Here is a 13,217-nt window from a genome sequence, read left to right as displayed (position 1 = left end):
CCCCTCTCCCCTGCCGAGCAGGCCGCCGCAAGTGCCGCCGCCGCTCGGCTACTTGCCCCGCTCCTCCCCGAACCGTTGGACCATGTCCTTCTCCAGGCGGACCTGACGGCGGTGGCGCCGGGCCCGTTGGAACGACCGTTGGCGGACATGCTGGACGTGCTCGCGGACGTGGAGTCGAAGGGCGGGGCGACGGTGTACCGCTTCACGCCGGGGTCGGTGCGCCGCGCGCTGGACGCGGGGCGGTCCGCCTCCGACCTGCACGACTTCCTCACCGCGCACTCCCGTACGCCGGTCCCGCAGCCCCTCGCGTACTTGATCGACGACGTGGCCCGCAGGCACGGGCATCTGCGGATCGGCGCGGCCTCGGCGTACGTACGCTGCGACGACGACGCGGTGCTCAGCGAGATCCTGGCCGACAAACGGTCGGCGGGCCTGCGCCTGCGCCGCCTCGCGCCGACCGTGCTGGCGGCGCAGGCCGACCCGGCGGCGCTCCTCGACGGGCTGCGCGCGATGGGCTTCGCGCCGGCCGCCGAGTCCGCCGACGGCGACGTCGTCATCACCCGGGCCCACGCCCGCCGCACCCCGCCCCGCACGGCTCCGGAACCGGTACCGGACGGCCCGCCGACCCCGGACGCGACCCTCCTGTCGGCGGCGATCCGTGCGATCAGGGCGGGCGACCGCGCCTCCACGACGCCCCTGAAGACGGCCCCTTCGCCCACCGGTGACCTCCCCCGCACCAGTTCCGCCGAGACCCTCGCCACCGTGCAGGCCGCCGTCCTCACCGGCGACACCCTCTGGATCGGCTACGTCAACGCCGAGGGCGCCGCGAGCCAGCGCGTCATCGCGCCCCTCCGCGTCGAGGGCGGGTTCGTCACGGCGTACGACCACACGGCGGACGAGGTACGGACGTATCCGCTGCACCGGGTGACGGGGGTCGCGGAACTGGCGGAGGGGTAGGCGGCCGGAGAAATGTGACACTCACGCCCCCATGTGTCACATTTCCGCGGAAGGGGTGGCTCGGACCGGCTCAGGTCAGATAGCGGTCCAGTGCCTCGACGGAGTCCGCCACGAACGTCGGACGCCGGGCCATGTCCCGCAGCTCGTCCTCCGTGACCCATGCGTGCCAGGCGATCTCGTCCGGGTCGGGGGTGATGTCCGTACGGATGACCGCGTCGTGGACGCCGAGCCAGTACGGGCTGATCTCGCCCCGGCACAGGTACTTGAAGGCGAAGTGGACCGGCACCCGCACCCCGAGTTCCTCGGTGAGTTCGCGGGCCGCCGCCTCCTCGTAGGACTCCCCGGCCTCCGCGCCGCCGCCGACCATGAAGTTGTACTGCCCCGGGAACCGGGACATATCCGCCGCCCGCCGATGCACCAGGACGCGGCCCTCCCTGTCCCGGCAGACGATCGTCGCGACGCGGTGCAGCCAGTGGCGCGTGATGGCCTCATCCCGGTCCACGACCCCGAGCACCCGGTCCTGTTCGTCGACCCGGTCCACCAGTTCTCCCATGTCCCCCACCCCTCAGCTCGCCCAGGGCCACAGCCTCGCAGAGCGCCACCGTGATCATCGGCCGGTAGTGCACACTGGACGTTTGGCCGTCCCGAGTCCTCCAGGCCCGGCGAGCCCCGCAGAAAGGCAGTCGCGCGTGAATGGCCCCCTCATCGTCCAGTCCGACAAGACCCTTCTCCTTGAGGTCGATCACGAGCGAGCCGACGACTGCCGGCGCGCCATCGCGCCGTTCGCCGAGCTGGAGCGGGCGCCCGAGCACATCCACACGTACCGGGTGACACCGCTGGGGCTGTGGAACGCGCGGGCCGCCGGGCACGACGCCGAGCAGGTCGTGGACGCGCTCGTGGAGTACAGCCGGTATCCCGTGCCGCACGCGCTGCTCGTGGACATCGCCGAGACCATGGACCGCTACGGCCGGCTGACGCTGAGCAAGCACCCCGCGCACGGGCTCGTGCTCACCACCACCGACCGGCCCGTGCTGGAGGAGATCCTGCGGTCGAAGCGGGTCGCCCCGCTCGTCGGCAACCGGCTCGACCCCGACACGGTCGCCGTGCACCCCTCCGAGCGCGGGCAGATCAAGCAAGTGCTGCTGAAGCTGGGCTGGCCGGCCGAGGACCTCGCCGGGTACGTCGACGGCGAGGCGCACCCGATCGAGCTGGACGAGGACGGGTGGGCGCTGCGGCCCTATCAGAAGCAGGCCGTGGAGAACTTCTGGCACGGCGGCAGTGGGGTCGTCGTGCTGCCCTGTGGGGCCGGGAAGACCCTCGTCGGGGCCGGGGCGATGGCGCAGGCCAAGTCGACCACGCTCATCCTCGTCACCAACACCGTCTCCGCCCGGCAGTGGAAGCACGAGCTGATCAAGCGGACCTCGCTGACCGAGGAGGAGATCGGTGAGTACAGCGGGACGCGGAAGGAGATCCGGCCCGTCACCATCGCCACCTACCAGGTGCTGACCACGCGGCGGAAGGGGATCTACCCCCACCTGGAGCTCTTCGACTCCCGGGACTGGGGGCTCATCCTCTACGACGAGGTGCACCTGCTGCCCGCACCCGTCTTCAAGTTCACGGCGGATCTGCAGGCACGGCGGCGGCTCGGGCTGACCGCGACCCTCGTGCGTGAGGACGGCCGGGAGTCGGACGTGTTCTCGCTCATCGGGCCGAAGCGGTTCGACGCGCCCTGGAAGGAGATCGAGGCGCAGGGGTACATCGCGCCCGCCGACTGTGTCGAGGTGCGGGTCAATCTCACGGAGTCCGAGCGGCTCGCGTACGCCACGGCCGAGGCCGAGGAGAAGTACCGCTTCTGTGCGACCACCGCCACGAAGCGGAAGGTCACGGAGGCGATCGTCCGGCGCTTCGCAGGTCAGCAGATCCTCGTCATCGGGCAGTACATCGACCAACTCGACGAGCTGGGCGAGCACTTGAACGCGCCCGTGATCAAGGGTGAGACCTCCAACGCGCAGCGCGAGAAGCTCTTCGGGGCCTTCCGCGAGGGGGAGATCAGCGTCCTCGTCGTGTCCAAGGTCGCGAACTTCTCGATCGACCTGCCGGAGGCGACCGTCGCCGTCCAGGTGTCGGGTACGTTCGGCTCGCGCCAGGAGGAAGCTCAGCGTCTGGGCCGCGTGCTGCGGCCGAAGGCCGACGGGCACCAGGCCCACTTCTACTCCGTCGTCGCGCGCGACACGATCGACCAGGACTTCGCCGCCCACCGCCAGCGCTTCCTCGCGGAACAGGGGTACGCCTACCGGATCATGGACGCGGACGAGATCCTCGCGGAGAACTGAGCATCACGGTGAGGCGCGGGTGAAGCGGGCGGAGCGGGCGGTCACTTACGGCGAACGCCCGCTTCCTCGCCGTACTCACCGAGGACGACCACGCTGAACGCGGCGCCCGCGAACACTTTTATCGCGCGCAGGGCATTGCCGAGGCGATGAGGGTGGCTGCCGCCGGCGACCGGTGTGGCACCGGACGGGCGGACGGGGACCGGGGTGATGGCTGCTGCGCTCATGTCTCCATGGTGCGTCTTGGGACATAAGGTCGGCATCGGTCCAGAGAGCCAACCTCCGGGCCGCCCGTGTACGCCTCCGGGCGGACCCGTTCCCCTCCTGGGTGGAGGGGGTGTCCCCTAGGGGACGAAAAACAGGGGACGGAAAACGATTGGCCCTCGCCAGGCCCGCCTCATTAGAATCTCCGCTCTTGCCCGCCTCCCCGCAGGGAGTGCCACCGCCCGGACGGAAACCGGTCGGTACCCACCGAGCACACACCCAGCAGCCGCATCAGCAGGCCATCCGGAGGCACCCCCTTGTCCACGCCCACCGACGATCCGCTCGCCCGCGAACGCTCGCACCTGGCCTCCTCCCGTTCCGCGCTGCGCGCCATGCGCGAGGACGTCGAGTCGCTCGACATCAAGGACGTCACGGCGAACTGGGTCAACGCCGAGGTCCTCGCCCGCCAGATCGACGACCGCATCAAGGCCCTGGCCGACCTCAGCGACACCCCGCTGTTCTTCGGACGGCTGAACTACCTGCACTCCCCCGGCGCCGAGCAGGCCGAGGGCGCGGAGGGCGAGCAGTTCTACATCGGGCGCCGGCATGTGCACGACGCCGGCGGCGACCCGATGGTCATCGACTGGCGCGCGCCGGTCTCGCAGCCGTTCTACCGGGCGTCCAAGAAGGACCCGTTGGACATCTCGCTGCGCCGCCGCTTCGGTTACACGGGCGGCGAGCTCACGGCGTACGAGGACGAGCACCTCATGGACCCGGCCGAGGCGGCCGCCACCAGCAAGCTGCTCCAGCAGGAGATCGAGCGCCCGCGCGTGGGCCCGATGCGCGACATCGTCGCGACCATCCAGCCCGAGCAGGACGAGATCGTACGGTCCGGACTCGGCGGCACGGTCTGTGTGCAGGGCGGGCCGGGGACGGGAAAGACGGCCGTCGGTCTGCACCGGGTCGCCTATCTCCTCTACGCCCACCGCGAGCGGCTCGCCCGCACCGGCACCCTCGTCATCGGGCCGAACAAGTCCTTCCTGCACTACATCGAGCAAGTCCTGCCCGCACTGGGCGAGTTGACGGTCCGCCAGGGCACGGTCGACGACCTGGTCGCCCACGTCGAGGTACGCGGCACGGACGAGGCACCGGCCGCCGTCATCAAGGGCGACGCCCGCATGGCCGAGGTCCTGCGGAAGGCCGTCTACGCGCACGTCACCCTGCCCACCGAGCCGGTGATGGTGGTGCGCGGCTCACGCCGCTGGCGGGTCCCCGCGTACGAACTCGAAGCCATCGTGCGGGAGTTGCTCGACCGCGACATCCGCTACGGCGCCGCCCGCGAGGCACTTCCGCAGCGCATCGCGCATGCCGTGCTGGTGCAGATGGAGCGGTCCGGGGAGGCGCCGGACGACCGGGTGCAGGACGCCGTGGCCCGCAACACGGCGGTGAAGGCGGCCGTCAAGGCGGTGTGGCCGCCGGTCGAGCCCGCGAAACTCGTGCTGCGACTGCTCACCGACGCGGACTTCCTCGCCGCACACGCCGAGGGAATCCTCGACCAGGACGAACAGAAGACGATCCTCTGGGCGAAGGCCGTGCGGAGCGTGAAGGCCGCCAAGTGGTCGGCCGCGGACGCCGTGTTGATCGACGAGGCGACCGACCTCGTGCAGCGGACGCACTCGCTCGGGCATGTCGTGCTCGACGAGGCGCAGGACCTCTCCCCGATGCAGTACCGGGCCGTGGGCCGCCGCTGCACCACCGGTTCCGCGACCGTCCTCGGCGACCTGGCGCAGGGCACCACGCCCTGGGCGACGCGGAGTTGGGACGAGGCGCTGGCCCACCTCGGCAAGTCGGACGGCGTGATCGAGGAGCTGACGGCCGGTTTCCGTGTGCCGACGGACGTCATCACGTACGCCTCCCGGCTCCTCCCGCACATCGCACCGGGTCTGACCCCGGTCGCGTCCGTCCGCGAGAACCCGGGCTTCTTCGACCTCCGCTCCGTCGCCGGCACCGCCGAAGTGGTCGCCGCCTGCGAGGAGTTGCTGCGCAACGAGGGGTCGACGGGCCTGATCGCGGCCGATGCCCGCATCCCCGAGTTGGCGGAGGCGCTCACGGCGGCGGGCATCGGCTACATCGACCCGGGTGAGGAGACGACCGTGGACACGCGTCTGACGCTCGTCCCGGCATCACTCGCGAAGGGTCTGGAGTACGACTACGTGGTCCTCGACGAGCCTCAGGCCGTGGTCGACGGTGAACCGGACGAACGCACCGGCCTGCGGCGCCTGTACGTGGCTCTGACCCGAGCGGTGTCGGGCCTGATCGTCACGCACGCGGCTCCGCTGCCGCCCCAACTCGCCTGAGCGGAAAGGGCTGTTGGGCGGGGGGGGCGGCTCAGGCTCGGTCGAGCACCGCCCGCCACTCGCCCACCGCCGTCGCCGACACCGGCCGCTCCCAGCCCTCCGGCCGGGCGGCCCCGCCGATGTGGAAGGCGTCGATTCCGGCGGCGAGCAGGGTCGGTACGTGGTCGAGACGCAGGCCGCCGCCGACCAGGATGCGCTGCTCGTAGCCGGGTTCCCCGCGCAGGGCCGCCTCGCGGAGCAGCGTGGGGAGACCGTCGTCGACGCCGTCCGCCGAACCGGCGGTGAGGTAGGCGTCCAGGCCCGGCAGGTCGGCGAGTTGTTTGCGCAGGGCGTCGCGGTCGGCGGCGCGGTCGATCGCGCGGTGGAACGTCCAGGCGCAGCCGTCCAGTTCGGCGACGACCCGCTCCACCGCGTCCAGGTCGACGCAGCCGTCCGGGTCGAGGAACCCGAGCACGAACTGGTCGGCGCCGGCGGTCCGCAGCTCGCCTGCGACCCGGACGAGCCGGTCCACGTCGCCCGCGGCGAACCCGTCCGCGAGGCGCAGCATCACGCGCAGGTCGATGTCGACGGCGGCGCGGATCGCGGCGAAGGTCTCCACCGGCGGGGTGAGTCCGTCGGCCGCCATGTCGGTGACCAGTTCGAGACGGTCCGCGCCTCCGGCCTGGGCGGCGATCGCGTCCTCGGCGCCGAGGGCGATCACCTCCAGGACTGCACGCGTGCTCATAGGACCCCTTCCGTCGTGTTCCCTGGAGCGGCTACAGGTCTAGTCCAATCTCAGGGTACGCGGGAGGTCAGGGGGCCGCGAGATCACCCCCTCGGCGAGTCCCCGGCACACCGTCACGCCTCACACCGTCACCCGAAGATGTTCAGCTCCTCCGCCTTCGCGCCCGCCAGCTCGTACGCCACCCCGTCCGGCACCGGGCGTCCCGAGTACAGCCGTACGAGTGTGGGCGCGTCGCCGATGTAGCGCGCCGGGGTCAGCTCGCCCGACAGGTCGCCCAGCAGCAGCGGATCGTCCAGGTCGTCGAGGTCGGCGTGCAGAGGCCGGTGGTTTTTCTGACGGGTCACGAGGCCGAGAAGGGTGAGAGCGGACCCCAGCCCCTGGCCCCCATAGGCGCCGGGCAAGCCGAGAACGTCCCGTACGTCCCCCGCGTGCACCCACTCGCCGAGCGCGACCATGTCCAGCACGCCGCCCGCGCGGGCGATCGCCGCGCCGGCCTCCGTCATCCCCCGCTCCAGTTCGTCGACGACCTGCGCGTTCGTCCAGTCGGCCCGCTCCGCGATGTCCCGGTCGTTGGCCTCCGGCGAGAACACGCCCTCCTCGAACCGGCGCTCCACGACCCGCGTCAGCGCGGCCGAACAGTGCGCAAGTACGTCCCGCACGGTCCACCCCGGACACCCGAGGGTCGCCCGTGCGAAGTCCTCGTCGGGGCGGGAGCGGAGCAGCGGGATCAGGGCGTCGCGCTCGGTGGTCAGGAGCCGTCCGGGCAGTTCGGGGTCGCGTACGTCGTGTGCTGTGTCAGCGTAAGTCATGCGTTCCACGCTAGGGGCCCGGCCGCGGGAGGAAAATAAGGGCATGGCCGATCTCGACGCCCTCCGCGCCCGCTGGACCCGCGCCCTCGAAGGCGCCCGCACACCCGCCCACGCACCCGACGGCGGTCCCGACGCCGGTCCGGACCCTTCGCCGTACGCCGAGGATCTCCTCGCCCGCTGGCAGGAGCCGCAGCGGCACTACCACACGCTCACGCACCTCACCTCGGTCCTCGACCACATCGACGTGCTGGAGAAGTACGCCGACGCCCCGGACGTCGTACGGCTCGCGGCCTGGTTCCACGACGCGGTCTACCTCCCGGACCGTTCCGAGAACGAGGAACGGTCCGCGCGGCTCGCCGAGCGGGCGCTGGCCGAGGCGGGCGTGCCGGAGGACCGGGTCGCGGAGGTCGCCCGGTTGGTACGGCTCACCGTCACGCACGATCCCGCCGACGACGACCGCGACGGCCAGGTCCTGTGCGACGCGGACCTCGCGATCCTGGCCGCGCCGCCGTCGGCGTACGCCGCGTACACCGCGGCTGTCCGCGAGGAGTACCACTTCGTCCCCAACGACGCGTTCCGGGACGGCCGTTCGGCGATCCTGCGCCAACTCCTCTCCCTGCCACGGTTGTTCAGGACGCCGTACGGGGCCGCGGAATGGGAGGCCACGGCACGTTACAACCTGGCGGCGGAGCTGGAGCTGCTGGCCCTTTAATCACGGCGGGCCCCGGTCGCCGCCCGTATGCTCCCCCGCATGGGGACCACGGGCGGACATATGGCCGGACATACGGGCGCACACCAGGTCGAAGAGGCCGTCGCGAGCTGCCTCGCACTGCTGGGGACGGCGACGGACCGGGACTGGGACGGGGTGAAGGCGGGCCGGCTGGAGTGGAGTTGCCGGTACACCGCCGAGCACATCGCCGGTGATCTCGTCTCGTACGCGGGGCAGTTGGCCGGGCGCGCGCAGCACGCGTACGTCCCCTTCGACATCACCTTCGACGACGGCACCGACAACTCCGGTGTCCTGGACGTGATCCGGACGACCGGCGCCCTGCTCGCCGCCGCGATCCGCACCACACCGCGCGCGGTGCGCGCCTTCCACCCGTACCCGTTCCGCAGCGCGAACCGCGAAGGCTTCGCCGCCATGGGCACCGCCGAGGTGCTGCTGCACACGCACGACATCGCCGAGGGCCTGGGGCTGGCCTACCAACCCGCCCCGGAACTCAGCGAGTTCGTCCTCGGCCGGATCTTCCCGCACATCCGCCCCGCCGCCGACCTCTGGCGCACCCTCCTGTGGGCGACCGGCCGCGCCGAACTCCCCGGCCGCGCCCCCGTCACCGGCTGGAAGTGGAACAACGACCTCGTCCACACCACCGACCGCCTCACCCTCCAGGGCATCACCCCCGCGGACGCCGGTGACCTGGCCGCGGGCGGCGACGGCGGGTTCGAGTGGATCGAGGGCGGCCCGTACGAGGGCACCCGCGAGGCCGCGACCTTCCTGCTGAAGGCCTACGTATCGGGCGTCCACCGCCCGGAGTTCGGCGTGTTCGTCCTCGTCCGCCACGAGGACGGCCGCGCGGTCGGCGGCCTGGGCTTCCACGGCGTCCCCGACGAGGAGGGCCGCGTGGAGATCGGCTACGACCTGGCGGAGGGCGCCCGCGGCCAGGGTTACGCGACGGAGGCGCTCCGCGCGCTCTCGGAGTGGGCGCTGGCCCGCGACGACGTACGCACCGTCTTCGCGACGATCGAACGGGACAACCTCGCGTCACAGGCCGTCGTCACCCGGGCGGGGTTCAGGAAGGTGAGCGAGGAGCACGAGGAGTTCGCCTATGAGCTCCGGCGCAAGGAGTAACTCCCTTACCGCTCCCGCCCCTTGGGTCTCCGCAGCCCCGCCGCCGTCAGCAGCCGCACCACCTCCCGGCTCCTGACCTCCACCGCCCCGGCGGCCACCGCGTCCGCGTAACGATGCGACGGGATGTCGTAGTGATCGCGCTCGAAGGCCCGCCGCGGTACGCCCAACTCCTCGGCGAACCGGTGGAGTTCGTCGTACGAGACGTCACTGACGAGGTGGGACCAGAGGCGGCCGTGCCCCGGCCAGGTCGGTGGGTCGATGTACACGGTCACAGGGAGCCCAGGTTTCCCACGGCCGAGACCTTCACGCCCGCCTGGTGGCAGACCCAGTGCGGGTCGGGTCCCAGTTCCGGCTCGACCTCCAGGGCGTGCGGGTCGCCGGACGCGCAGACCGGGCAGAGCGGCCAGCGTCCGTACGCCTCCAGCAGCGCGTCCTGCACGTCCTGCGCGACCAGCCCGGCGACGTACTCGACACCCTCCGGCCACTGCTCCACCCACCATCGGCGCTCCACGATGGATTCCTCCACCATGGACACCACGTCGGCCGCGACGACCTCGCGCGCGGCCAGATCGGCCAGCACGAGGGCACGGGCGGCGTGCAGCGCCCGCTCCAGAGGGCTTATCGGGACGGGCTCGTCGCGGGGATCGTCCATGGGGTCGTTGTCGGATGCCATGCACCTATTGTGCGCACCCTTGACCCGACCACCGCCCCGAAAATATCTTTCAAAGGTGACCCAGGACGTGAAGGAAATTTTCGGAAGCGCCTCCGGGAGTACGCCACCCGCCGCACTGGCCGCCAAGGTGCGCACCCTCGCCCCCTCCATGACCCGCTCCATGCAGCGCGTCGCCGAGACCGTCGCCGCCGACCCGGCCGGCTGCGCGGCCCTCACGGTCACCGGCCTCGCCGAACTCACCGGCACCAGCGAGGCCACGGTCGTCCGCACCGCCCGCATCCTCGGCTACCCCGGCTACCGCGACCTGCGCCTCGCCCTCGCCGGGCTCGCCGCGCAGCAGCAGTCCGGGCGCGCGCCCGCCCTCACCACCGACATCGCCGTCGACGACCCGATCGCCGACGTCGTCGCGAAACTCGCCTACGACGAGCAGCAGACCCTCGCCGACACCGCCGCCGGACTCGACACCGTCCAGCTCGGCGCCGCCGTCACCGCGCTCGCCGCCGCCCGCCGTACCGACATCTACGGCGTCGGGGCGTCCGGCCTCGTCGCCCAGGACCTCACCCAGAAGCTGCTCCGCATAGGCCTCATAGCCCACGCCCACAGCGACCCGCACCTCGCCGTCACCAACGCCGTGCAGCTGAAGGCGGGCGATGTGGCCATCGCGATCACCCACTCCGGGTCCACCGGCGACGTCATCGAGCCGTTGCGGGTCGCCTTCGAGCACGGGGCTACGACCGTCGCGATCACCGGGCGGCCGGACGGGGCGGTCACGCAGTACGCCGATCACATACTCACGACGTCCACCGCTCGGGAGAGCGAGCTCCGGCCGGCCGCGATGTCCTCCCGGACGAGTCAGTTGCTGGTGGTGGACTGTTTGTTCATCGGGGTGGCACAGCGGACCTACGAGCAGGCTGCGCCCGCGTTGTCGGCGTCTTACGAGGCACTGGCGCATCGGCATAGGCGCTGACGGTTCGTGGTTGTCCGCGGGCCGGTGGGGGCTGGTCGCGCCCACGCGGCGGAGCCGCAAATAGACACAGCCCCGCGCCCCTAAAGAAACACCGGTCGGCCTGCGTTCTTAAGGGGCGCGGGGAACTGCGCGACCAGCCCCCACCGGGCCGCAGACAAGGAACAACAGAAAGAGCCGCCGATCCATGACCTCAACGTCCAACCCCCGTGACCTCCGCGCCGAGTTGGAGTCACTCACCACAGAAGCCTTCCGCCCGGAACTCGCCGGGATCGACCAACTCCCCACCCTCGACATCGCCCGCCTCATGAACGCCGAGGACGCCACCGTCGCCGCCGCGGTAGCCCACCGCCTCCCCGAAATCTCCGCCGCGATCGACGCCGTAGCCGACCGGATGGGACGCGGCGGAAGGCTCATCTACATGGGCGCGGGAACCGCCGGACGGCTGGGCGTACTCGACGCGTCCGAATGTCCGCCGACCTTCAACACCGACCCGACCCAGGTCGTAGGACTGATCGCCGGTGGCCCGGAGGCCCTCGTCACGTCCGTCGAAGGCGCCGAGGACTCAAGGGAGTTGGCAGAGGCGGACCTCGACGCGCTCGCGCTGACCGCCGACGACACGGTGGTCGGCATCTCCGCCTCGGGACGCACCCCGTACGCGATCGCCGCCGTAGAACACGCGCGCAACGAGGGCGCGTTGACCATCGGCCTGTCCTGCAACGAGCACAGCGCGCTCGCCGCAGCCGCCGAACACGGCATCGAGGTCGTCGTGGGCCCCGAACTCCTCACCGGATCAACGAGGTTGAAGGCGGGCACGGCCCAGAAGCTCGTGCTCAACATGCTGTCGACGATCACGATGATCCGGCTGGGGAAGACGTACGGGAATCTCATGGTCGACGTACGCGCGTCGAACGAGAAGCTGCGCGCCCGTTCCCGGCGGATCGTCGCGCTGGCGACCGGCGCGGACGACGCGGAGGTCGAGCGGGCCCTCGCCGCCACCGACGGCGAGGTGAAGAACGCGATCCTCGTGGTCCTCGCCGGGGTCGACGGCCCGACGGCCGCCCGCCTTCTGGAGGAGTCCGGCGGCCGGCTGCGCGCGGCGCTGACCGCGGCGGCCGACTGACCAGCACGCTCGGAGGGTGAACACCTCGCCCTCGCCCACCGCCACCGCCGCCGCGATCCTCCCCCTCGTCGGCGGCCCCGCGAACGTCACCTCCGTGGCCCAGTGCATGACCCGCCTCCGGCTCGGCCTGGCCGACCGTTCGCTGGTGGACGAGGAGGCGCTGCGGGCGCTGCCCGGCGTGCTCGGGGTCGTGGACGACGACACGTATCAGATCGTGCTGGGGCCGGGGGTGGTGGCACGGGTGACCCCGGAGTTCGAGAAGTTGGTCGGTACCGCCGCCGGTGAACTGGCCGCGCGCGGGGCCGAGTTGAAGGCGGAACAGCGGGCCCGCAACGCGACCCCCGCCAAACTCCTCCTCCGCCGGATCGCCAACATCTTCGTCCCGCTCATCCCCGCCCTGATCGGCTGCGGAGTCCTCGCCGGCCTCAACGGGCTGCTGATCAACATGGGTTGGCTCCCGGGAGTCACGGGCGCCCTCGCCGTCATCCCCTCCGCGTTTCTAACCCTCATCGCGGTTTTTGTCGGTTACAACACGGCAAAGGAGTTCGGTGGGACACCGGTGCTGGGCGGGGCGGTGGCGGCGGTCGTGGTGTACCCCGGGGTCGCGAAGGTGACCGCCTTCGGGGTCGCCCTCTCCCCCGGCCAGGGCGGGGTACTCGGCGCACTCGCCGCCGCGCTCCTCGGCACGTACGTCGAGAAGTGGTGCCGCACCTGGGTCCCCGCGACCCTCGACGTCCTCGTCACCCCCACCCTGACGGTCCTGATCGCGGGCCTGGCGACGCTCTACGGCCTCATGTACGCGGCCGGTGAGATCTCCACCGCGATCGGCACCGCCGCGAACTGGCTCCTGTCGACCACCGGCCCCTTCGCGGGCCTGATCCTCGGCGGCCTCTTCCTCCCCCTTGTGATGCTCGGCCTCCACCAGGCCCTCATCCCCATCCACACCACCCTCATCGAACAGCAGGGCTACACCGTCCTGTTGCCCATCCTGGCCATGGCGGGCGCGGGCCAGGTGGGCGCGGCCGTCGCCGTGTACTTCCGCCTGCGCCACGACACTTCGATCCGTACGACCATCAAGTCGGCGCTCCCCGCAGGGTTGTTGGGCGTCGGCGAACCCCTCATCTACGGCGTCTCGCTCCCCCTCGGCCGCCCGTTCCTGACCGCCTGCGCGGGCGGGGCGGCGGGCGGGGCGTTCGTCGGGTTCTTCGCGATGCTGGGCGACAAGGT

14 protein-coding genes are annotated in these 13,217 nt (G+C 71.5%); 8 read left to right on the top strand and 6 right to left on the bottom strand.

Features of this window, described 5'->3' with window-relative positions; translation table 11 throughout:
- Nucleotides 1-957 (top strand): helicase-associated domain-containing protein (locus AC31A1_RS32720; RefSeq protein WP_489656794.1); only part of this gene is annotated, 957 nt, incomplete at its 5' end.
- Nucleotides 958-1,027: 70 nt separating this feature from the next.
- Here the strand turns inward: AC31A1_RS32720 and AC31A1_RS32715 are convergent.
- Complete coding sequence (locus AC31A1_RS32715; protein WP_489656793.1) at nt 1,028-1,510, bottom strand: NUDIX hydrolase; 483 nt, start codon at nt 1,508-1,510, stop codon at nt 1,028-1,030.
- Between the two features lie 136 nt (nt 1,511-1,646).
- On the opposite strand from AC31A1_RS32715, the gene AC31A1_RS32710 reads away from it, so the two are divergent.
- The gene (locus AC31A1_RS32710; RefSeq protein WP_489656792.1) at nt 1,647-3,290 is read left to right on the top strand and encodes a DNA repair helicase XPB; all 1,644 of its coding nucleotides are present in this window, start codon (nt 1,647-1,649) and stop codon (nt 3,288-3,290) included.
- 41 nt (nt 3,291-3,331) lie between these two features.
- On the opposite strand, the gene AC31A1_RS32705 is transcribed toward AC31A1_RS32710, so the two are convergent.
- Nucleotides 3,332-3,514, bottom strand: coding sequence for a hypothetical protein (locus tag AC31A1_RS32705; RefSeq protein ID WP_489656791.1), 183 nt, complete (start codon nt 3,512-3,514; stop codon nt 3,332-3,334).
- Nucleotides 3,515-3,781: 267 nt separating this feature from the next.
- Here AC31A1_RS32705 and AC31A1_RS32700 point away from each other — a divergent pair, with 267 nt between their 5' ends.
- On the top strand, nt 3,782-5,848 hold the full coding sequence (locus tag AC31A1_RS32700; protein ID WP_489656795.1) for a HelD family protein: 2,067 nt from the start codon (nt 3,782-3,784) through the stop codon (nt 5,846-5,848).
- A 31-nt stretch (nt 5,849-5,879) separates the two neighbouring features.
- On the opposite strand, the gene AC31A1_RS32695 is transcribed toward AC31A1_RS32700, so the two are convergent.
- Nucleotides 5,880-6,572 carry a copper homeostasis protein CutC gene (locus tag AC31A1_RS32695; protein WP_489656790.1) on the bottom strand — a complete coding sequence of 231 codons (693 nt, stop codon included), beginning with the start codon at nt 6,570-6,572 and terminating at the stop codon, nt 5,880-5,882.
- Between the two features lie 128 nt (nt 6,573-6,700).
- Nucleotides 6,701-7,381, bottom strand: a complete 681-nt coding sequence (locus AC31A1_RS32690) for a maleylpyruvate isomerase family mycothiol-dependent enzyme (protein WP_489656789.1) — start codon at nt 7,379-7,381, stop codon at nt 6,701-6,703.
- A gap of 43 nt (nt 7,382-7,424) precedes the next feature.
- Here AC31A1_RS32690 and AC31A1_RS32685 point away from each other — a divergent pair, with 43 nt between their 5' ends.
- Nucleotides 7,425-8,093, top strand: a complete 669-nt coding sequence (locus tag AC31A1_RS32685; RefSeq protein WP_489656788.1) for an HD domain-containing protein — start codon at nt 7,425-7,427, stop codon at nt 8,091-8,093.
- 39 nt (nt 8,094-8,132) lie between these two features.
- Nucleotides 8,133-9,230: a GNAT family N-acetyltransferase gene (locus AC31A1_RS32680; protein WP_489656787.1), complete on the top strand. Its 1,098-nt coding sequence runs from the start codon at nt 8,133-8,135 to the stop codon at nt 9,228-9,230.
- A gap of 5 nt (nt 9,231-9,235) precedes the next feature.
- Here the strand turns inward: AC31A1_RS32680 and AC31A1_RS32675 are convergent, their stop codons facing one another.
- Complete coding sequence (locus AC31A1_RS32675; protein ID WP_489656786.1) at nt 9,236-9,502, bottom strand: DUF4031 domain-containing protein; 267 nt, start codon at nt 9,500-9,502, stop codon at nt 9,236-9,238.
- Complete coding sequence (locus tag AC31A1_RS32670) at nt 9,499-9,903, bottom strand: DUF8819 family protein (RefSeq protein ID WP_489656785.1); 405 nt, start codon at nt 9,901-9,903, stop codon at nt 9,499-9,501. The genes AC31A1_RS32675 and AC31A1_RS32670 overlap by 4 nt, the downstream gene beginning before the upstream one ends.
- A gap of 55 nt (nt 9,904-9,958) precedes the next feature.
- On the opposite strand from AC31A1_RS32670, the gene AC31A1_RS32665 reads away from it, so the two are divergent.
- From AC31A1_RS32665 to AC31A1_RS32655, 3 genes are all read left to right on the top strand, one after another.
- The gene (locus tag AC31A1_RS32665; protein ID WP_489656784.1) at nt 9,959-10,870 is read left to right on the top strand and encodes a MurR/RpiR family transcriptional regulator; all 912 of its coding nucleotides are present in this window, start codon (nt 9,959-9,961) and stop codon (nt 10,868-10,870) included.
- Nucleotides 10,871-11,054: 184 nt separating this feature from the next.
- Nucleotides 11,055-11,990, top strand: a complete 936-nt coding sequence (gene murQ, locus AC31A1_RS32660) for an N-acetylmuramic acid 6-phosphate etherase (RefSeq protein ID WP_489656783.1) — start codon at nt 11,055-11,057, stop codon at nt 11,988-11,990.
- A gap of 16 nt (nt 11,991-12,006) precedes the next feature.
- On the top strand, nt 12,007-13,217 hold a 1,211-nt coding region (locus AC31A1_RS32655; RefSeq protein WP_489656782.1), incomplete at its 3' end, for a PTS transporter subunit EIIC.

The organism is Streptomyces sp. P5F9, from assembly GCF_057961495.1.
Note: the sequence above shows the minus strand (reverse complement) of the source record. Positions and strands in the feature narration are given on the sequence as shown.

Bases quoted from the DNA above. Each gene is read 5' to 3' on its own strand.
- AC31A1_RS32715 (WP_489656793.1), bottom strand. From the start codon at position 1,510: ATGGGAGAACTGGTGGACCGGGTCGACGAACAGGACCGGGTGCTCGGG.
- AC31A1_RS32705 (WP_489656791.1), bottom strand. From the start codon at position 3,514: ATGAGCGCAGCAGCCATCACCCCGGTCCCCGTCCGCCCGTCCGGTGCC.
- AC31A1_RS32695 (WP_489656790.1), bottom strand. From the start codon at position 6,572: ATGAGCACGCGTGCAGTCCTGGAGGTGATCGCCCTCGGCGCCGAGGAC.
- AC31A1_RS32690 (WP_489656789.1), bottom strand. From the start codon at position 7,381: ATGACTTACGCTGACACAGCACACGACGTACGCGACCCCGAACTGCCC.
- AC31A1_RS32685 (WP_489656788.1), top strand. From the start codon at position 7,425: ATGGCCGATCTCGACGCCCTCCGCGCCCGCTGGACCCGCGCCCTCGAA.
- AC31A1_RS32680 (WP_489656787.1), top strand. From the start codon at position 8,133: ATGGGGACCACGGGCGGACATATGGCCGGACATACGGGCGCACACCAG.
- AC31A1_RS32670 (WP_489656785.1), bottom strand. From the start codon at position 9,903: ATGGCATCCGACAACGACCCCATGGACGATCCCCGCGACGAGCCCGTC.
- murQ (WP_489656783.1), top strand. From the start codon at position 11,055: ATGACCTCAACGTCCAACCCCCGTGACCTCCGCGCCGAGTTGGAGTCA.